General features: G+C 71.5%; 18 protein-coding genes. 6 read left to right on the top strand and 12 right to left on the bottom strand.

All coding sequences use genetic code 11. From position 1 onward, the window contains the following. Positions 1-37 precede the first annotated feature (37 nt). The gene (locus VSH64_RS41320; protein ID WP_326568157.1) at positions 38-1,954 is read left to right on the top strand and encodes an N-acetylmuramoyl-L-alanine amidase; all 1,917 of its coding nucleotides are present in this window, start codon (positions 38-40) and stop codon (positions 1,952-1,954) included. Positions 1,955-2,108: 154 nt separating this feature from the next. Here the strand turns inward: VSH64_RS41320 and VSH64_RS41315 are convergent, their stop codons facing one another. The 3 genes from VSH64_RS41315 to xrtP form a co-directional block, all read right to left on the bottom strand. Then, positions 2,109-2,321 (bottom strand): hypothetical protein, encoded by a 213-nt coding sequence (locus VSH64_RS41315; RefSeq protein ID WP_326568156.1) that lies wholly within the window; start codon positions 2,319-2,321, stop codon positions 2,109-2,111. Between the two features lie 375 nt (positions 2,322-2,696). Then, positions 2,697-4,025, bottom strand: a complete 1,329-nt coding sequence (locus VSH64_RS41310) for a glycosyltransferase family 2 protein (RefSeq protein WP_326838177.1) — start codon at positions 4,023-4,025, stop codon at positions 2,697-2,699. Positions 4,026-4,078: 53 nt separating this feature from the next. Continuing rightward, the gene (xrtP, locus tag VSH64_RS41305; protein WP_326568155.1) at positions 4,079-4,627 is read right to left on the bottom strand and encodes an exosortase P; all 549 of its coding nucleotides are present in this window, start codon (positions 4,625-4,627) and stop codon (positions 4,079-4,081) included. A 376-nt stretch (positions 4,628-5,003) separates the two neighbouring features. On the opposite strand from xrtP, the gene VSH64_RS41300 reads away from it, so the two are divergent. From VSH64_RS41300 to wecB, 3 genes are all read left to right on the top strand, one after another. Beyond that, positions 5,004-5,738 carry a choice-of-anchor P family protein gene (locus tag VSH64_RS41300; RefSeq protein WP_326568154.1) on the top strand — a complete coding sequence of 245 codons (735 nt, stop codon included), beginning with the start codon at positions 5,004-5,006 and terminating at the stop codon, positions 5,736-5,738. Positions 5,739-5,759: 21 nt separating this feature from the next. Further along, positions 5,760-5,939 carry an LPXTG cell wall anchor domain-containing protein gene (locus tag VSH64_RS41295; protein WP_326568153.1) on the top strand — a complete coding sequence of 60 codons (180 nt, stop codon included), beginning with the start codon at positions 5,760-5,762 and terminating at the stop codon, positions 5,937-5,939. Positions 5,940-6,285: 346 nt separating this feature from the next. Beyond that, entirely contained in the window at positions 6,286-7,431 is a 1,146-nt protein-coding gene (gene wecB / locus VSH64_RS41290; RefSeq protein WP_326568152.1) for a non-hydrolyzing UDP-N-acetylglucosamine 2-epimerase, read from the top strand. Here the strand turns inward: wecB and tsaD are convergent. Genes tsaD through tsaB form a run of 3 tightly spaced genes read right to left on the bottom strand, consistent with a single transcriptional unit; the run spans position 7,428 to position 9,618 of the window. Beyond that, positions 7,428-8,474 carry a tRNA (adenosine(37)-N6)-threonylcarbamoyltransferase complex transferase subunit TsaD gene (gene tsaD / locus VSH64_RS41285; protein ID WP_326568151.1) on the bottom strand — a complete coding sequence of 349 codons (1,047 nt, stop codon included), beginning with the start codon at positions 8,472-8,474 and terminating at the stop codon, positions 7,428-7,430. The genes wecB and tsaD overlap by 4 nt on opposite strands. Next, positions 8,474-8,956: a ribosomal protein S18-alanine N-acetyltransferase gene (gene rimI / locus VSH64_RS41280; RefSeq protein WP_326568150.1), complete on the bottom strand. Its 483-nt coding sequence runs from the start codon at positions 8,954-8,956 to the stop codon at positions 8,474-8,476. Before rimI ends, tsaD begins: the two co-directional genes overlap by 1 nt. Further along, a complete protein-coding gene (gene tsaB / locus VSH64_RS41275) occupies positions 8,953-9,618 on the bottom strand; it encodes a tRNA (adenosine(37)-N6)-threonylcarbamoyltransferase complex dimerization subunit type 1 TsaB (protein ID WP_326568149.1) in 666 nt (221 codons plus the stop codon). The genes rimI and tsaB overlap by 4 nt, the downstream gene beginning before the upstream one ends. Before the next feature lie 156 nt (positions 9,619-9,774). On the opposite strand from tsaB, the gene VSH64_RS41270 reads away from it, so the two are divergent. Both VSH64_RS41270 and VSH64_RS41265 read left to right on the top strand, forming a co-directional pair. Continuing rightward, positions 9,775-11,196, top strand: a complete 1,422-nt coding sequence (locus VSH64_RS41270) for an acyl-CoA synthetase (protein ID WP_326838176.1) — start codon at positions 9,775-9,777, stop codon at positions 11,194-11,196. Continuing rightward, a complete protein-coding gene (locus VSH64_RS41265) occupies positions 11,193-12,518 on the top strand; it encodes a carboxyl transferase domain-containing protein (protein WP_326568148.1) in 1,326 nt (441 codons plus the stop codon). Before VSH64_RS41270 ends, VSH64_RS41265 begins: the two co-directional genes overlap by 4 nt. 12 nt (positions 12,519-12,530) lie before the next feature. On the opposite strand, the gene tsaE is transcribed toward VSH64_RS41265, so the two are convergent. From tsaE to VSH64_RS41235, 6 genes are read right to left on the bottom strand one after another with little or no spacing between them, the layout of a single operon-like run. Next, positions 12,531-12,989 (bottom strand): tRNA (adenosine(37)-N6)-threonylcarbamoyltransferase complex ATPase subunit type 1 TsaE, encoded by a 459-nt coding sequence (gene tsaE / locus VSH64_RS41260; protein ID WP_326838175.1) that lies wholly within the window; start codon positions 12,987-12,989, stop codon positions 12,531-12,533. Beyond that, entirely contained in the window at positions 12,986-14,077 is a 1,092-nt protein-coding gene (locus VSH64_RS41255) for an alpha/beta fold hydrolase (RefSeq protein WP_326568147.1), read from the bottom strand. The genes tsaE and VSH64_RS41255 overlap by 4 nt, the downstream gene beginning before the upstream one ends. Next, positions 14,074-15,192 (bottom strand): alanine racemase, encoded by a 1,119-nt coding sequence (gene alr, locus VSH64_RS41250; protein ID WP_326568146.1) that lies wholly within the window; start codon positions 15,190-15,192, stop codon positions 14,074-14,076. The genes VSH64_RS41255 and alr overlap by 4 nt, the downstream gene beginning before the upstream one ends. A gap of 42 nt (positions 15,193-15,234) precedes the next feature. Then, the gene (locus tag VSH64_RS41245) at positions 15,235-16,338 is read right to left on the bottom strand and encodes an ABC transporter ATP-binding protein (protein ID WP_326568145.1); all 1,104 of its coding nucleotides are present in this window, start codon (positions 16,336-16,338) and stop codon (positions 15,235-15,237) included. A 3-nt stretch (positions 16,339-16,341) separates the two neighbouring features. After that, on the bottom strand, positions 16,342-17,781 hold the full coding sequence (gene xylB / locus VSH64_RS41240) for a xylulokinase (protein ID WP_326568144.1): 1,440 nt from the start codon (positions 17,779-17,781) through the stop codon (positions 16,342-16,344). Continuing rightward, positions 17,771-18,574, bottom strand: coding sequence for a DeoR/GlpR family DNA-binding transcription regulator (locus VSH64_RS41235; RefSeq protein ID WP_326568143.1), 804 nt, complete (start codon positions 18,572-18,574; stop codon positions 17,771-17,773). The genes xylB and VSH64_RS41235 overlap by 11 nt, the downstream gene beginning before the upstream one ends. Positions 18,575-18,600: the final 26 nt, after the last annotated feature.

The raw sequence follows: 18,600 nt of genomic DNA, 5'->3' as shown, positions 1-18,600 counted from the left end.
TCTGCCGGAACAGCACCTACACCTGGGGGTCCCCACCATGTCCCACACCCTTGCGCGGCGGTTGGCCGTCGCGGGAGGCGCGGGGTTGCTGGCGGTCGCGTTGGCGACGCCGCTGCCCGCGCAGGCGCAACCGTCGGACCAGCAGCGCCAGCAGGACTTCGCGAACGCCGCGAAGGAGTTCGGGGTGCCGGTCGGCGTGTTGCTCGGCGTGTCCTACCTGGAGTCCCGGTGGGACTACAACGCGGGCACGCCCAGCACCGCCGCCGGTTACGGGCCGATGCACCTCACCGACCTGCGCACGGCCGGCGTGGTCACCAACGAGTTCGCCGGCGACACCGAAGATCCGCGGGGTGACGACGCGCGCCCGGCGTTGCGGCCGAAGGTGACGCAGCCCGCGGCGCCACCGCCGAGCCTGCAGACCGTGGACGAGGCCGCGGCGCTGCTGCACACGGACGCGGCGACGGTGCGCAGCGATCCGGCGCAGAACATCCGTGGCGGCGCGGCCCTGCTGGCCGAGTACCAGCGCGAGCTCGGCGTACGCAGCGAAGACGCGAAGGAGTGGTACGGCGCCGTCGCGAAGTACAGCGGGTCGGACGACGTCGCGGCGGCGCGGACGTTCGCCGACGAGGTCTACGACACGATCAAGACCGGCGTCGCACGCACCACGGACGACGGCCAGGCCGTGAAGCTCGCGCCGGCGTCCGATGTCACGCCCGACACGAAGCAGGCCGACGCGCTGGGCCTCAGGGCCGACGCGCCGCCCGCCACGGAGTGCCCGAAGACGGTGGCGTGCGAGTCCGTGCCCGCGCCGTACCAGGAGCTGCCGGACGGTGACTACGGCAACCACGACATCGCGAACCGGCCGCAGAGCCAGAAGATCGACACGATCGTCATCCACGACACCGAGGGCTACTGGGCCGATGCGCTCACGCTGGCGCAGGACCCGACGTACCTCGCGTGGCACTACACCGTGCGTTCGCAGGACGGCCTGATCGCCCAGCACGTGCCGACCAAGGACGTCGGCTGGCACGCGGGCAACTGGTACGTGAACGCGAAGTCGATCGGCGTCGAGCACGAGGGCTTCGCCGCGCAGGGCACCTGGTACACCGAAGCGATGTACCGGTCGTCGGCGAAGCTCGTCGGCTACCTCGCGAAGCGCTACGGCGTACCGCTCGACCGGGCGCACATCATCGGCCACGACAACGTGCCCGGCACCACGCCGGCCACGATCGCCGGCATGCACTGGGACCCGGGGCCCTACTGGGACTGGTCGCACTACTTCGACCTGCTCGGCGCACCGATCAAGGCCACCGGACGGCCGGGCTCGTCGATGGTGACGGTCGCACCGAAGTTCGCCGCCAACCGGCCCGTGTTCACCGGCTGCGACAAGATCGGCTCCGGCAACGCGTGTGCCGCGCGGGGCTCGGAGGCCGTGGTGCTGCACACCGCGCCGGACGCTTCGTCGCCACTGCTGTCGGACGTCGGGCTGCACGGCACCGGCGCGTCCACAATGGACGTGTCCGACGTCGGCAGCCGCGTGGCCACCGGCCAGCAGTACGCCGTGGCCGGGCACCAGGGCGGCTGGACGGCGATCTGGTACCTCGGGCAGAAGGGCTGGCTGCCCAGCTCCACCGTGGTGCCGGCGACCGGCCTCGTGGCCACGCCGAAGCCGGGCAAGGCCACGATTCCGGTGTACGGGCGCGCTTTCCCGGAGGCGTCGGCGTACCCGGCGAACGTGACCGTGCAGGCGCTGGCTCCCATGCCGTACACGCTCGCCGCGGGCCAGAAGTACGCCGTGGGCGGGATCGTGCCGTCGGAGTACTACTCGGCGACCACGTTCGACGTGGCGGATCACGTGGTGGTGCGCGGGAAGATGAAGTACGTGGAGGTCCAGTTCGGGCACCGGGTCGAGTACCTGAACCTGGATGATGTGGTGCTGAAGCCGGCGTTCTGATCTTGAGCTGGAAAGGGCCCCTTCAGGAATCTGGAGGGGCCCTTCGTTCTTGTCGTCGGTGACGAGGGTGAGCGCGACGGCGAGGCGCCGCAGCAGTGTCGTCAAAACGGCACCGTCTCGCACGCTGCCGGAGGTCGCGATCTCAGCCCACTGTTCAGAGGATCATGAACAGGTTGCCCGTTGGCGACATCAGATCAGCGTCGTCACCGAGGACAACAGTCGCAGTCACGACAACCGAGGCTTCATTGTCGCCACTTCCCCGCCCAAACCATGGCCGCGCGTCGACAGTCAGCCGCTTCACCAGATCATCGCCATCCATCAAACAGTACGTCGGCCCACCGTCAGCCAGCGCCTCGAAGTCGTTCATCTGCTGGGAGTTCGCAGGCCACGTCAAACCGTCTACCAGTGTCCTCAAGCGATTGTCCACGTCTCCATAGCTTCGTGAAGACCTCGGTGTCAGCAGCAGGACGTCGATTTCGACGGCCGTTCGAAAGTTCCGATGGGCAGGAGACACGAAGGTGAAACCTTCGAACTCTGTCGTCACATGAGGGGCAGAACCCCCAAGCGAGGACTGATCTGAGCCTCGATTTGGGGGTGGAATGCCTTGCGCAGCGTTGCTTTGGTCCTGCCCGCTCCCCTCTGCGTTGCCGGCAGAAGGCCCTGGTACGTCAGAGTCAGCTTCATTCACTCTCCAGACATGGCAACGTCGTACCCTCAATCCGGAACTTGTGCAGCGCAGGCGTCAGCTGTCGAGGGCCACTGCGACGCCGGACGTGACCTCCGTGTTGCGTCGCGTTTTCGACCAGCCGTTGCGGCGGCGGATGAGACGGGTGACGGCGCGCCAGGACGTGATGTAGAAGGTGTAGATGTAGGCCGCGTAGAGCAGGCCCATGCCGAGGCCGCGGAGGATGTTCTTGCTGCCCAGGCATTTCATCTGGTAGATCGGCCCCCACACGATGAAGGGCAGCAGGCCGAACGAGCCGTAGATCGCGAACAGGATCCACGCGCCGCCGGTGAACCAGGTCCAGACCTGGGACGGGTCGCCGGCCGTGGAGGCCAGCAGGAGGATGAAGGGCACCGGGTAGAGCAGCGAGCCGAGCAGCTGCATCCACGGCTGCGCCAGGTAGTACATCATCTCCGCGGCGCCCAGCGTGGACACGTGCGGTGAGTCCCAGATGCGGCGCAGGTAGCGCGAGCACTGCATCGTGCCCTGGCCCCAGCGCGTGCGCTGCACGAGGAAGCGCCGCAGGCTGTACAGACCTTCCTGTGCCACATGGGAATCCGGTGTGAAGCCGGTGCGCCAGCCCGCCGTGAGCAGGTGGACGCCGAGTTCGAAGTCCTCCAGCAGGGAGCCGCGCCAGGGCTGGGCCGAGTCGCCGGCGATGGAGTCGAGGGCCGCGAGGCGGGTGAACTGGCCGTTGCCGCCCATGGAGATGGTGCCGGTGAAGCCGCGGGAGGTCTGGATGGCGGCGATGGCTGTGCGGAACTCCAGGTCCTGCAGCTGGGCGAGCTTGAGGCCGAACGCGCGGGCGAACCAGGTGCGCCCCGGCGGGCGGGTGCGGACGTTGCTCATGCGCACGTCGAGCTGCACAGCGCCGATCTTCCGGTCGCCGAAGAGGTGCTCGGCGGCGCAGACCTCGAGGCAGTTGGCGGCAGGGCGGCCGTCGGCGTCCACCACGACCACCACCACGCGGTCGTGGTCCGTGCCGGGTTCGAGCCAGTCGGTGAGCTCGCGGTAGGCGGCGTTGAGCGCGTCACCCTTGCCGGTGCGGGCTTCGGGGCGCCGGCGTTCGACGAGGTGCAGGTTGGTGTCGTAGCCGCCGTTGCGCCGCCAGATCGAGCGCACGACGCGGGCGGTGCGGTCGTCGGAGTCGTCGTCGACGACCCACACGTGCGCGCGGCGGAAGGTGGTGCGCAGGTACTTCACGGTCTCGCGGATCACGGCCTCTTCGTCGCGGCACGGCACGAAGAAGTGCCACGCGAAGTCGTCGGGATCCCCCACCGGCGCGGGTTTGCGGCGCAGGTAGGGCACCACGATCATCGCGACGTAGACGATGAACGCCACGCTCATCGTGAGCGCGAACGCCTGGGTGATCGAGAGCAGGACCTTGAAGCCGGTGTCGTTCACGCCTGGGCCTGCTCGGCCCGCAGCTTCTCCGCCTTGGTCTTGCGCGTGGCGAGCCACACGAACAGCACGAGCGACACCGCGCCGCCGAGCACGCTGACCATCGAGCCGAGCAGCGTGTGGCCCCAGTAGTAGCCCTCGTCGGTGCCCAGCAAGTGCACGAGACCGACGATGGTGAGAATTCGTAACTGATTAACGAGAATGACGGCTATCGCGGCAATTCCCAGCGAAAGAAACAGGCGGCGCGCATTCTGCGGACGGAAGTAGAGGAGCACCGCGGTCACCAACAGAAGTGGCAACAACAGGAATACAGAAGAGCATTCCGGGGTCATTCTCAACCCGAACGGAGTAGCGCTGGATAACCCGAAGTACACAGATTCACGACTGGCGGCCACATAAACACCCGATGAGGTGATCACCCTTAGTATCGCCCCGGCGAGCTGCACTTCCATCTCGCGGTAGACCCGCTCGACGAGCACGAGGACCACGCCCACCGCCACCACCCCGAGCACCGCCACACGCAGCGGAAACCGGGAGACGGGGGACACAGGTGTGTTCGCTACTGCCACGACGACCCTCTCAGCCGGAAACCTACGAAGAACGGCGGACCCCGGCAGCAGCGTAGGACACAGGTGCCGGAACTTTCGACGGGTATCCCCCTTCTCAGGGACCTCCCAGCGCCTTTCGGCACGAATGGCGAGAACCTTGCTAGGCCGTTCGAGTGATGCCCTCACCGACGTGGGGAGACCGCTCGATGAAACCACTCGATCCGGTGGTCTCCCCGAAATTGAGTGCCATTTCCGGCACCACCACCGATATTCGATTCGCGTGCCGACTCTTGTTGAGCGGGATTCGTCCGTGCAGCGGCTCGCCCTGACAAAAATCGGAGGACCAGTGAAGAAACACCTCTTGCGACGAGGCGGGATGCTCGCCGCTGTGGTGGCGAGTATCGCCCTCGCCGGGGCTGTTCCGGCGTCGGCGGCACCCGGTGACGGTTCCGCGTACGGCGCGAATGTCAACGTGAAGCTGCTCGGCGCCAACGCCGTGCAGGCCGGCCCGCTCTCGCCGTCGAACACCGACGGCCCCACGTCGGCGGCGCTCGCCAGCATCACCGTGCCGGGCATCCTCGCCACGGGCGCCGTCACCAGCTCGGCGATGCGCGACGACAACTCGGGCGCGGTCACGGCGAAGGCGTCCGTCGCCGGCGTCGGGCTGCCGCTGCTCGGTGCGGCGCTCGGCAAGGTGAACGTCGGCGTGATCCAGGCCGTGTGCACCGCCACCCAGGCCGGCGTCACGGGCAGCGCGACGCTGGCCGACGCCAACCTGGGCAGCCTCGGCAAGATCAACGCGAACCCGGCGCCGAACACCCAGCTCCAGGTCGCGCTCGGGCCGGTCAACGTCGCCACGCTGATCCTCAACGAGCAGGTCAAGAACCCCGACGGCAGCCTCACCGTGAACGCGCTGCACCTCAAGCTGCTCGGCGGCGTGATCGGCGCCCTCGGTTCGGGTGACGTGATCCTGGCGTCCGCGAAGTGCGGCCCGGCGGCCCCGCCGATGCCGCTCGCGTCCGGTGCCGGCATGTGGGTGGGCTTCGGCGTGCTCGCGGCCATCGCCGTGCCGGTCGGCCTGCGGTTCAGCCGTCGCCGTTCGGTCGCCTGACCGGTCCGGGGTGAGCGACTGATGTACAAGATGCCAGGTGCGGGCGTCGCCGTCGCCGGTGGCGGCGTGGGCACCCTCGCGTCCACCGGTGCCGACGTCGGCTGGTGGCTCACGATCGGCGGGCTCCTCGTGATCCTCGGAACCGTCGCCGTGATCGCCGCCTACCGCCGCAACCGGCGGTTCGCCCGCACGAGCGACTAGCAGTGCCGTGGGCCACCGAGAACCTTCGGTGGCCCACGGACTGTGGCCCGGTTTCCGGGCAGCCACGGGCGAACCGGGGCACGAACCGACCACAAGCGACAGTCGACGAGCAGCACAGCGACCACTGCCCTGATCAACTACTGCCGTCATCAACGGCCGTCGCGATCAACCGTGCGCGCCGTCCGACCGCGGTACCGACGCGAACCGCGGAGCCGACTGGCACCGCGAGCAACACCCCCGCCCGACGGCGCACGACAGCCACCGGCAGCGGCGCACCAAAAATCCCGGCCGGCCGCGCGATCGTCGGCACGCCGGGATTTCCGGGACACTCGAAAGTGTGGAACACGTGGACGTGATCTTGCTGGCCGGCACGCGGCCGGAGGCGGTGAAGCTGGCGCCGCTGGCGGTGGCGCTCGAGGCGCGCGCCGGTGTGCGGCCCGTGCTGGTGCACAGTGGCCAGCACCAGGGGATGGTCGAGCAGGCGCTGGTGCCGTTCGGGCTGAGCGTGGACGCGTGGCTCGACGTGCCCGAACGCGTGAGCGGTACGCAGGCCGAGCTGGTGAGCGGGCTGCTGCCGGCGTTGGACGAGGTGCTGCGAAGCTCGCGACCGGCGGCAGTGGTCGTGCAGGGCGACACCACGACGGGGCTGGCGGGGGCGCTCGCGGCGTTCTGGCTGGGCATCCCGGTGGTGCACCTCGAAGCCGGGCTGCGCACGAACGACCTGGCCGCGCCGTTCCCCGAAGAAGGCACGCGGCAGATGGTGGCGCGCATCGCCGCGCTGCACCTGGCGCCCACGGAGACGGCGGCGAAGGCGTTGCGCGCGGAAGGTGTCGCGGTCGAGAGGATCGTGCTGACCGGCAACACGGTGGTCGACGCGGTGCTGGCCATCACGGCGCGCGACCTGCCCGCACACGATCCCGCTCTGGCGCTGCTGGAGATGGAGATCGCCGAGGCCGGTGAGCGGCTGGTGCTGGTCACGTCGCACCGCCGCGAGTCGTGGGGCGAGCCGCTGGACCGCACGTTGGCGGCCGTGCGCCGCATCGTCGAGACTCACGCCGACGTGCAGGTGCTGTTCCCCGTGCACCCCAACCCGGCCGTGCGCGCGCAGGTGACCGCGGCCCTCGGCGGGATCGAGCGTGTGAGGATCACCGAGCCGCTCGAGTACCCCGACCTCGTCCGCGCGCTGCGCCTGGCCGCTCTCGTGCTCACCGATTCCGGCGGCATCCAGGAGGAAGCGCCGACGTTCGGCACGCCCGTGCTCGTGCTGCGCGAAGTGACCGAACGCGCCGAAGCCGTGGACGCCGGCTGCGCGTGGCTCGTGGGCACGGATCCGGCGAAGATCGTGGACACGGCCACGCGGCTGCTGGCCGGGAGCCTCTGCCCCGCGGCCACGCCCAACCCCTACGGCGACGGCCACGCCGCCGAGAAGGCCACCGACGCGATCGAGCTCCTGCTCGGCGTGAAGACCGCGCTGGAGCGGGCCCGCGGCTAGAGCGAGACGATCTCGACCGACAGCCCGGGGTTGGCCGAGAACTCCATCGGCGCCGTCGGCCGGCCCGCCGCGACCACGTGGGCGCCCAGCGCCGCGATCATCGCGCCGTTGTCCGTGCACAGCCGGGGCCGCGGCACACGCAGCTCCAGGCCGGCCGCGGCGCAGCGTTCGGCCGCCAGCTCGGAGAGCCGTGAGTTCGCCGCGACACCACCGGAGATCACGATGGTGCCGATCCCCTGCTCCTTCGCCGCCTTCACGGCCTTCGCGGTGAGCACGTCGGCCACGGCTTCCTGGAATGACGCCGCGACGTCGTTCACCGGCACCGCGCCACCGCCGCGCTCCACGTTCTCCACCCACCGGGCCACCGCCGTTTTCAAGCCGGAGAACGAAAAGTCGAACTTCGCGTCGCGCGGCCCGGTCATGCCCCGCGGGAACGCGATGGCCGACGGGTTGCCCAGCTTCGCCGCCTTGTCGATCGGCGGCCCACCCGGGTACGGCAGGTCCAGCACGCGCGCGACCTTGTCGTAGGCCTCGCCGGCGGCGTCGTCCACAGTGGACCCGATCTCGGTGATCTTCGAGGCGATGTCGTCCACCCGCAGCAGCTGGGTGTGGCCGCCGGACACCAGCAATGCGAGCACCGGCGAGGGCAACGGGCCGTGCTGCAGCGTGTCCACGGCGATGTGGCCGGCCAGGTGGTTCACGCCGTACAGCGGCACGTCGAGCGCCGACGCGTAGGCCTTCGCCGCCGACACACCCACCAGCAGCGCGCCCGCGAGGCCCGGCCCCGCGGTGACCGCGATGGCGTCCACATCGGACAGCTTCAGCCCCGCCGTGGCGAAGGCGCGCTCGGCCGTGGGCACCATCGCTTCGAGGTGCGCGCGGCTCGCGACCTCGGGCACCACGCCGCCGAAGCGTGCGTGCTGCTCGACGCTGGAGGCGACCTCGTCGGCGAGCAGTTCCACCGAACCGTCTTCGTGCAGGCGCACGAGGCCGACACCGGTCTCGTCGCAGGAGCTCTCGATACCCATGATGACGCGCGACATCAGCCGGCCACCTCATCTCGTGCCGGGGTCCGCGCCGGGCGGGCCATGGTGAACGCGTCGGCGCCGGAAGGCTGGTAGTAGCGCTTCCGGATGCCGAGCTTCTCGAAACCGTGCTGTTCGTAGAGGCCGACGGCCGTGTCGTTGTCGGTGCGCACCTCGAGGAACACCGGCGCCGACACCTCGTCGGCGCGGTCGAGCAGCGCGCGCAGTAGCGCCTTGCCGATGCCCTGGCCCTGGGCCTCGGGCACCACGCCGATGGTGTGGATCTCCGCCTCGTACTCGCCGCGGCGGCCCATCACGGCGAGGCCGCCGTAGCCGAGCAGCTCGTCGCCCTCGTCGGCCCGGGCGGCCAGGTAGAAGTGGCCCTGGTCGAGTTCGGAGTGGAACGCGCGGGCGCTCCACGGGTCGTCGCCGGGGAAGAGCACCTGCTCGATCTCCGCGCAGCGCTTCAGATCGCTGCGGCGCAGGCGGTCGAGCTTCATGGTGAGGTCACCCGCTTGCGCGCGGCCGGCTCGACGGCGTCGGGCCGGCGCAGGTACAGCGGCGTCAGCGGCTCGGGGGTCGCGCCGGAGAGCAGGGCTTCACGAGCGACGCGGACCAGGCCGGCCGGCGACGGGAAGCGCGGCTCGATGGGCACCACGCCGATCGCGTCGGCGTAGATCAGCGCACCGTCACCGGCGGCGACGCGGGAAGTGGTCTCGACCTCGGCCGGGCGCTGCACGTGGGGGCCGCTCACGCGCGCACCGGTCGCGTCGTACTCGGCCCAGTACACCTCGCGGCGGCGCGCGTCGGTGAGCACGAGGAACGGCTTGTCGGTGCGCACGACCTCGGCCGCGATGGCGTCGAGGCTGCCGACCGGGTACACCGGGATGTCGAGCGCGTGGCCGTACGCGGCCGCGGTGGCCATGCCGGCGCGCAGGCCCGTGAAGGGGCCGGGGCCGACGCCGCACACGATCGCGTCGAGGTCGCGCAGGGTGACGCCCGCCGCCTCGGCCGCGGCCAGGGCGTGGGGCGTGATGAGCTCGCCGTGGGCTCGCGGGTCGACCGTGACGCGGTCGGCCCGGGTGGTCAGTTCCGACTCGGCCACGGCGACGATGCCCGCGGTCACGGCCGGGGTCGAGGTATCGATCGCCAGTACCAGCACGGTTTCCCAGCTTACGTCCAGCCCCGGGGTACCAGGCTGGCGGGCCGCGCAGGCAACCCTTCAAGCGTGTGAATCGCGTCGCAGGTGGCCGACGTCACGGCGCGGTACGGTGCCGTTGAGACGCCCGCCGACGCCGCGCCGCAGGAGGTCCTCACCGTGCCCGATCCGCTGTTCCCCGCGATCACCGCCGGTTCGCCGAAGGTGGCCTTGCGCTTCGGCGACCAGGCGCTCACCTACGCCGAGCTGGGCGGGGTCGCCGGCGCGCTGGCGAGCGAGCTGCCCACCGGCCGCGTCGCGGTGTGGGCGACGCCGACGCTGCACACCAGCGTCGCCGTGGTCGCCGCGCTGCTCGCCGGCGTGCCCGTGGTGCCGTTGAACCCGAAAATCGGGGAACGCGAGCTCGCTCACATCCTCGCCGACAGCTCGCCGGCGCTGGTGCTGGCCGAGCCGGGCGTCACGTTGCCCGAGGGGCTGGCCGGCGTCGAGCGCCGGGACATCCCGCTCACCGGGAACGGTCCGGTGCCCGGCGAGGAGCCCGACGCCGAGGCGCCCGCGTTCGTCGTCTACACCTCCGGCACCACCGGGCCGCCGAAGGGCGTGGTGCTCCCCCGCCGCGCGATCGCCTCGACGCTCGACGCGCTGGAAGACGCGTGGGAGTGGACCGCCGACGACGTGCTCGTGCACGGCCTGCCCCTGTTCCACGTGCACGGCCTGATCCTCGGCATCCTCGGCCCGCTGCGCCGCGGCGGCTCGGTGCGCCACCTCGGCCGGTTCTCGACCGCTGGCGTGGCGCGCGAGCTGGCGGACGGCGCGACGATGCTGTTCGGCGTGCCGACGATGTACCACCGCATCGCGGAGACGGTGGCGTCCGACCGGGAGCTGGCCGAGGCGTTGCGCGGGGCCCGGCTGCTGGTGTCCGGCTCGGCGGCGCTGCCGGTGCACGACCACCAGCGCATCACGGCCGCGACCGGGCAGAAGGTGGTGGAGCGCTACGGCATGACCGAGACGCTGATGAACACCAGCGTCCGCGCCGACGGTGAGCGCAAGCCCGGCACGGTCGGCGTGCCGCTGGCCGGCGTCGAGCTGCGGCTGGTGGACGAGGCGGGCGCGCCGATCACCGAGCTGGAGACCGTCGGCGAGATCCAGGTGCGCGGCTCGAACCTGTTCACCGAGTACCTCAACCGGCCCGACGCGACGGCTGCGGCGCTGGCCGACGGCTGGTTCCGCACCGGTGACATGGCGACGCTCGACGCCGACGGGTACGTGAAGATCGTCGGTCGCAAGGCCACCGACCTGATCAAGAGCGGCGGGTACAAGATCGGCGCCGGCGAGATCGAGAACGCGCTGCTGGAGCACCCGGGCGTGGCCGAGGCGGCCGTGACCGGGGAGCCCGACGACGATCTCGGCGAGCGCATCGTGGCGTGGGTTGTGCCTTCCGGTGAGCGGCCGTCGGCTTCGGAGCTGGCCGATCACGTGGCGAAGCTGTTGGCCCCGCACAAGCGGCCGCGGGTCGTGCGGTACCTGGACGCGTTGCCGCGCAACGACATGGGCAAGATCCTGAAGCGAGCGCTGGGGTGAGGCCCTCGGCCCGCGAGGTGATCGCGAAGGTGTCGACGGGGTTCACCGAGCTGTCCACTCCGGCCACTGTGGACGATCCGCTCGACTGGCCCGGCTACCGCGAGGCCTACGCGGCGGCCGCGGAACGCACGGGCGAGACCGAGTCCGTGGTCGTCGGCGAAGGCCTGATCGGCGCGACACCCGCGGTGCTGGTGGTGTGGGAGTTCGGGTTCCTCGGCGGGTCGATCGGGCGCCGCACCGGTGACCGGGTCGAGGCGGCGTTTTCCTTGGCGCGGCAACGGAAACTGCCGGTGGTGTCGTTCATCGCCACGGGTGGTTCGCGGATGCAGCACGGGATGCGCGCGCTGTCTCAGCTGCAACGCATCGCGCGCGCCTCGGCGGCGGCGCGGGCCGACGGCGTCGCCCAGATCTCCGTGCTGCGCGACCCGACGACCGGCGGCGGCTGGGCGACGCTGGGCGCGAGTGCCGACGTGGTGCTCGGGCTTCCGTTGGCGCAGGTCGGGTTCGCGGGCTCACGCGTGCGGCCGGCGACGTCGCCTTCGGAGGCTTACACGGTCGAGGCGAAGTACGAGTGGGGCCAGGTCGACCAGCTGGTTTCCCCGGAGGACCTGCCGGCCGTGCTCGAACGGTGGCTGCGGCTGCTCACTTCGCGCTCTTCGTCGGCGGCTGCTCCCCCGGCCGCGTTGCGCGCCGTTTCTTTGCCGTCGACGGGCTGGGACGCGGTGCGTGCCGCGCGCTCTTCACGACGCGCCCGCGCGGCCGAGTACGTCTCGGCGCACTTCGACTGGCACGAAACCCTCCGCGGCGACCGCACCGGCGCGGTCGACGACGGTGTGCTCTGTGGCTTCGGCTGGCGTGACGGCCGCGCGGTGGCGTTCGCCGCGCAGTGCGGCACCGCCACGCGCCCGGCGGGCTTCCGCACGGCCGCGCGGCTGGTGCACCTGGCGTCGCGGCTGGGCATCCCGGTGCTCACGCTCGTGGACACGCCGGGTGCGGCCAACGACGCTTCCGCTGAAGAAGGCGGGGCCGGGCCGGCCATCGCCGCGCTCTTCGAGGCCATCGCCGCCGCGACCGTCCCGGTCACCACGCTGGTGATCGGCGAGGGCGGCTCCGGCGGCGCCCTGGCCTTCGCGGCGCCGGACAACACGTGGATCGCCCCGGACGCCTACTTCTCCGTGACCTCCCCGGAAGCCGCCGCGGCCATCCTCAAGCGGCCGATGACGGAGGTGCCGGCGATGGCTGAGCAGCTGAAGTTGCGACCGCAGGATCTGGTGGAGCTGGGGTTGGCGCGGGGGATCGTGGACCCGCTTGCCTCGAGCTGACCCCGGGCGAAGTCAGACCGTGGGCAGGGGGATGCGGGACGCCCACGAACCGTGCGGTTCCAGCGTCACCTCACGCACATCGTCGTCGCGGCGGGACATCCGCACGACCAGGTAGTCGGTCGACAGGCGTTCGGCCGAGCCCTCGCCCCATTCGACCACCACGGCGGAACGTTCGAGGTCCGTGTCGAGGTCGAGGTCGTCGAGCTGCGCGAGGTCGCCGCCGAGGCGGTAGGCGTCGACGTGGATGAGGGGGACGCCCGCGGGGCCGGCGGCGTGGACGCGGGCCAGCACGAACGTCGGCGAGCTCACGCGGCCGCCGACGCCGAGGCCGTCGGCGATGCCGCGCGTGAGCGTGGTCTTGCCGGCGCCGAGGGGGCCCGCCAGCAGCACCAGGTCGCCCGCGCGGAGCGAGGCGCCGAGGGTGCGGCCGAAGGCCATCGTGTCGTCGGGAGTCGCGAAGAGGAACGTCACCGTGTCCACCACCAGTTCCGCCGGTTCTGGGCAGCGCTTCCGGAACAGCGCTGCAGAAGGTCGATGAGCCGGCCCGTGACGAGATCGGGCTGCTCGAGCTGCACCATGTGGCCCGCGCCGCGCACGCGCACCAGCTCGGCCTCCGGCAGCTCGGCCGCGATGCGCTCGGCGTGTGAGAACGGCGTGAACCGGTCGGAGTCGCCGCCGATCACCAGCACCTGCGAGTGCTTGAGGCCGGCCAGCGCGGCGTAGCGGTTGTGGCTGCCGAGCGTGTCGACGAAGTTCACCAGGCCCCGCACGGGCGTCACGGCCAGCATTTCCAGCATGAAGTCCACCAGCCGCGGCGAAACGTCGCGGCTGCCGAACGCGAGGCGCCGCACGGCCTGGCGTTCGAGCTGGCCGCCGGCCGCGCGCACGAACTCCACCAGCCCCGGCTGCCAGCCCGCGAGGTTGCCGACCCCGCGCGTGAGCGGGTTGTACTTCGACAGCAGCGAACGCGGCAGCCCGCGCGCGCCGACCTCACCCGCGGCCGTGGCGATGAACACCACACCCTCCACGCGGTCCTCGAACAGCTCCGGGCGTTCGGCGGCCAGCTCCATGATCACCATGCCGCCCATGGAATGTCCCATGAGGACGATCGGGCCGTCGGGCACCATCGCGCGCAGCACGCTGTCGAGGTCGTGCGCGAGCTGCTCGATGGTGCTGGTTTCCGCCGTCGCGGCGCCGGACAGGCCGTGGCTGCGGTGGTCGTAGTAGACCTGCCGCACGCGCGGCAGCCGCAGGGCCGCGACCGCGCGGCGCTGGAAGTGCCAGGACTTGCGCGACAACGCGAACCCGTGCACGCCGACCAGCGTCACCTCGGGCTCGCCGCCGTCGTCGGGGTCGATCTCCTCGACCGAAAGGGGCGTGCCGTCCTCGGCCGCGACCGTGGACGTGCGGTCGGGCTTGAGCTCGCCCAGCTGCTCGTCCACGTATTGGTCCTCACTCTGCCTGCGTTGCTGCGCCGCGACGAGGGCCGCAGCGGCCGTGCCCGTGGCCACCGCGCCGAGCCCGCCGACGATCGCCCACAACCGAGCCGAAGGGCTCACCGCCGCTCCCCCACGTACCGGCGCCGCACGCGCGGGCGGTACATCGACGTGACGACCTCGTAGTCGATCGTGCCCAGCGTGTCGGCCCATTCGCGCGCGGTCGGCTCACCCGAGCCGCCGGCGCCGAACAGCACCACCTCTTCGCCCACGGCCGGCGCGTCGTCGCCGCAGTCGACCACCAGCTGGTCCATGCAGACCCGGCCGACGACCTCGCGGCGGCGTCCGCCGAGCCACACCTCCATGCGCCCCGACAGCGAGCGCGGCACCCCGTCGGCGTACCCCGCCGGCACGAGCGCCACGGTGGTGTCGCGCACGGCCGTCCACGTGTGTCCATAGGAGACGGACTCGCCGGCCGGCAGCCGTTTCGTGAGCGCCACGGCCGCGCGGAACGTCATGGCCGGACGCAGATCTTCGTGCTGCGGCACGGGGTTCAGGCCGTACATCGCGATACCGGGCCGCACGAGGTCGAAGTGCAGGTCGGGACGCGTGAGCACGGCCGCCGAGTTGGCGAGGTGGCGCAGCGGGTCGAGCCCGGCCGCGCGCGCGGTGTCGTACGCCTCGGCGAAGCGCTTGGCCTGCACGTCGATCGAGGGGTGGCCCGGCTCGTCGGCGCACGCGAGGTGCGACCACACGGCCACCACGTCGACGTGCCGCGACGCCGCCGCGGCCTCGACCAGCTCCGGCCAGTCCGCGGGCTGGCAGCCGTTTCGCGAAAGGCCGGTGTCGATCTTGAGGTGCACCCGCGCGTTTCGGCCGAGCTGCGCGGCGGCGGCTTCGATCCGCCGCAGCTCCTCGACCGAGCTCACACCCAGGTCGATGTCGGCTTCGATGCCGGGGCCGAAGTCGACCTCCGGCACGTCGAGCCAGCTGAACAGCCGCACGGACAGCCCGGCGTGGCGCAGGTCCAACGCCTCACCGAGCGAGCAGGTGCCGAGCCAGGTGGCGCCGGCGTCCACCGCCGCGCGGGCGACCGGAACCGCGCCGTGGCCGTACGCATCGGCCTTGACCACGGCCATCACAGCCGAGCCGGCGGCGCGGCCGGCCAGCAGGGCGACGTTGTGGCGCACGGCGTCGAGGTCGATCACGACCTCCGCACGCGGGAAACTGGCAGTCATAACGACCGCCAGTTTCCCATGCGGGTCCGACAGTGCCGCGAATCAGGGCAGGCGCAGGCCCGTGGTGCCCGAGAACACGTGCAGCTCGTCGGGACGGATCCGCAGGTGCAGCGTGTCGCCCATCGACGGGGTCTGGCGCGGGTCCACGCGCACGACCACGTTCTTCGACGCGCCCTCGGCGGCCAGCTCACCGGCACCGCCGGAGAGCTTGCCGTACACGTAGGCGTCGGAGCCGAGCTCTTCCACCAGGTCGACCTTGATCGGCAGCGTGCCGTTGGTGTCGGTGGTGGCCTCGAGCGACTCGGGGCGGAAGCCCAGCGTCACGGTGTCGCCGTCGGCGGCCGAGCGGATCGACGCCGCCAGCGGCACGCTCGCGCCCCCGATCTCGGCGCCGTCCGCGGTCAGCTTCGCCGAGACGAGGTTCATGGCCGGCGAGCCGATGAAGCCGGCGACGAACACGTTGGCCGGGTGGTCGTAGAGCGCGCGCGGGGTGTCGCACTGCTGCAGCAGACCGTCGGAGAGCACGGCCACGCGGTCACCCATCGTCATGGCCTCGACCTGGTCGTGGGTCACGTACACGGTGGTGACGCCGAGGCGGCGCTGCAGCGCGGCGATCTGCGTGCGGGTCGAAACGCGCAGCTTGGCGTCCAGGTTGGACAGCGGCTCGTCCATGAGGAACACCTGCGGCTCACGCACGATCGCACGGCCCATGGCCACGCGCTGGCGCTGGCCACCGGAGAGCGCCTTCGGCTTGCGGTCGAGGTAGTCGACGATGTCGAGCAGCTTCGCGGCCTCGAGCACCTTCTGCTTGATCTCCGACGCCGGGCGGCCCGCGATCTTCAGCGCGAAGCCCATGTTCTGCGCCACGGTCATGTGCGGGTACAGCGCGTAGTTCTGGAACACCATCGCGATGTCGCGCGAACGCGGCGGCAGCTGCGTCACGTCGCGGTCGCCGATCCAGATCGAGCCCTCGTCGACGTCCTCCAGGCCCGCGAGCATGCGCAGCGCGGTCGACTTGCCGGAACCCGAGGGACCGACCAGCACGAGGAACTCGCCGTCGGAGATCTCGAGCTCGAGCGCGTCGACAGCGGGCCGGTCGGTGCCGGCGTAGCGCCGGGTCGCCTTGTCGTAGGTGATGGTGGCCATCGGTCAGTCCTCTCCGAATTTCGCGGGAACCCCGTGCGCGGCTTCGCGCGCTTCGAGGTGGCGTCGCTGGATTTCCTTGCCCGTGGCGCGGTGCGCCTCGGCCGGCTCGTCCAGCTCGAGCCGGTTTCCAGGTCCTTCGGCCACCCACGCGGGTGGTTCGGCCGTGCCGGCCAGCGCCCAGGCCGCCTGGCGGGCGGCGCCGAGGGCCACGTACTCGCCCGTCTCCGGGATCACCACGGGCACGCCGAGCACGATCGGCGCCACGGCCCGCACGGCGGCCGACTGCGCGCCGCCGCCGATGAGCAGCACGCGGCGCACGTCCAGGCCCTGCGCGCGCACGGCGTCGAGGCCGGCGGCCAGGCCGCACACCATGCCCTCGACGGTGGCCCGCGCCAGGTTCTCCGGCGTCATGTTCGCCCTGGTCAGGCCGTGCAGGGAGCCGGTGGCGTCCGGCAGGTTCGGGGTGCGCTCGCCGTCGAGGTAGGGCAGCAGAGTGAGGCCGCCGGCGCCCGCTTCGGCGGCCAGCGCGAGGCGGTCGAACTCGGCGAGGTCGACGCCGAGCATCGCGGCACCGGCCGTGAGCACGCGGGCGGCGTTGAGGGCGGCGGTGAGCGGCAGGAAGCGGCCGGTGGCGTCGGCGAACCCGGCGACCAGGCCGGTCGCGTCGGCCGAGCCGGCCTCGGACACGCCGAACACGGTGCCGCTGGTGCCGATGGAGATCACGGCGTCGCCGGGCGCGAGTTCCAGCGCCAGCGCGGCGGCCATGTTGTCGCCGGTGCCGGCGGACACGAGCACGCCGCTTTCGGTGTGGCCGGCGACCTCGGCCGGAGCGAGCACGGTAGGCAGCTCCGGCGTGCGGCCGCCGAAGGCGTGGGCCAGCACATCGACGCGGTAGGCGTTTTCCGTCGGCGAGAAATAGCCGGTGCCGGACGCGTCGCCGCGGTCGGTCACCGCCTGCTCGGGCCGGCCGAGCAGGCGCCAGGTGAGCCAATCGTGCGGCAGCAGCACGCGCGCGACGCGGTCGGCGTTGGCCGGTTCGTGCTCGGCGAGCCAGCGCAGCTTGGTCACGGTGAAGCTGGCGACCGGCACGGAGCCCACGGACTTGGCCCACACGCCGGGCCCGCCCAGCTCGCCGGTGAGGTCCTTCGCGGCCTGCGCGGAGCGGGTGTCGTTCCAGAGCAACGCCGGACGGACGACCTCGCCGGCCTCGTCGACGGTGACCATCCCGTGCTGCTGACCGCCGATGCCGAGGGCCTTCACGCCGTCGAGCACCCCGTCGGTGGCCTCACCGAAGGCCTGCCACCAGGCGGCGGGGTCGACCTCGGTGCCGTCGGGGTGCGGCGCGCGGCCGGTGCGCACGACGGCGCCGGTGCGGGCGTCGCAGACCACGACCTTCGTCGACTGGGTCGACGAGTCGATCCCGGCCACCAGCTCAGCTGTCATAGGGCTGCCCCTCCTCCACGTGCTCGACGGTCTCCACGGCCGTGCCGGCGTTGAGCGCGGCCTCGATCTCCTCGGTCGGCGTGATCTCGCTGGTGATGAGGAGGTCGTAGTCGCCGACGTCACCGTGGGCGAAAGTCGCGGTGCGGCCGAACTTCGAGTGGTCGAGCACGAGCACGTTGCGGTTCGCGGCGCGCAGCACGGCCTTCTTGAGCTCGGCGTAGTCCTGCACGGGGTGGAAGAGCCGGCCGACGGCGACGGCGCTCACGGACACGAACGCGATGTCGGCGCGGGTGCGCTCGAGCAGCGCCAGCACGTCAGGACCGGAGCAGGAGTCGTATTCGGCGTGGTAGCGGCCGCCGGCGACGACGACGTGCACCCCTTCGCCGAGCAGCTGGGCCGCCCGCAGCGAGTTGGTGATCACGGTGAGGTTCTCGAGTTCCGCCAGGCGCTCGACCAGCGGGAACAGCGTGGTGGAGTCGTCGACGAACACCGTCTGGCCGGGTTCGACGTGTTTCACGGCCGCCTCGGCCAGCGCTTCCTTCTCGGCGGAGTGCAGCGAGAAGCGGCTGGCGGTCTCCATCGTGAGCGCCGGGTAGGCCTCGACCTTGCCGCGCAACTTGCGCAGGAGCCGGCGGTCGGCCAGGTCGTCGAGGTCGCGGTGCATCGTCATGAGGCTCACGCCGAAACGGGCGGTGAGGTCGTCGATGCGGGCCTCACCGTGCTCGATCACGTGGTCGAGGATGTCCTGGCGGCGCTGCTCCACGGCGGCGTCGGACGGGCGGGTCCTAGGCACGGCGCACCTCACCGTCGACCCGGTTG

The organism is Amycolatopsis rhabdoformis (genome assembly GCF_035918295.1).
Lineage (GTDB): Bacteria > Actinomycetota > Actinomycetes > Mycobacteriales > Pseudonocardiaceae > Amycolatopsis > Amycolatopsis rhabdoformis.
The sequence above is the reverse complement of the archived record's forward strand: the minus strand, read 5'-3'. Positions and strand labels throughout refer to the sequence as shown.

What these genes read in the sequence shown, in the direction of transcription:
- alr (WP_326568146.1), bottom strand. Translation starts at nt 15,192, where the DNA reads ATGACTGCCAGTTTCCCGCGTGCGGAGGTCGTGATCGACCTCGACGCC.
- VSH64_RS41295 (WP_326568153.1), top strand. Translation starts at nt 5,760, where the DNA reads ATGTACAAGATGCCAGGTGCGGGCGTCGCCGTCGCCGGTGGCGGCGTG.
- VSH64_RS41320 (WP_326568157.1), top strand. Translation starts at nt 38, where the DNA reads ATGTCCCACACCCTTGCGCGGCGGTTGGCCGTCGCGGGAGGCGCGGGG.
- VSH64_RS41300 (WP_326568154.1), top strand. Translation starts at nt 5,004, where the DNA reads ATGCTCGCCGCTGTGGTGGCGAGTATCGCCCTCGCCGGGGCTGTTCCG.
- xylB (WP_326568144.1), bottom strand. Translation starts at nt 17,781, where the DNA reads ATGACAGCTGAGCTGGTGGCCGGGATCGACTCGTCGACCCAGTCGACG.
- VSH64_RS41245 (WP_326568145.1), bottom strand. Translation starts at nt 16,338, where the DNA reads ATGGCCACCATCACCTACGACAAGGCGACCCGGCGCTACGCCGGCACC.
- VSH64_RS41315 (WP_326568156.1), bottom strand. Translation starts at nt 2,321, where the DNA reads ATGAACGACTTCGAGGCGCTGGCTGACGGTGGGCCGACGTACTGTTTG.
- tsaD (WP_326568151.1), bottom strand. Translation starts at nt 8,474, where the DNA reads ATGTCGCGCGTCATCATGGGTATCGAGAGCTCCTGCGACGAGACCGGT.
- VSH64_RS41310 (WP_326838177.1), bottom strand. Translation starts at nt 4,025, where the DNA reads ATGAGCGTGGCGTTCATCGTCTACGTCGCGATGATCGTGGTGCCCTAC.
- rimI (WP_326568150.1), bottom strand. Translation starts at nt 8,956, where the DNA reads ATGAAGCTCGACCGCCTGCGCCGCAGCGATCTGAAGCGCTGCGCGGAG.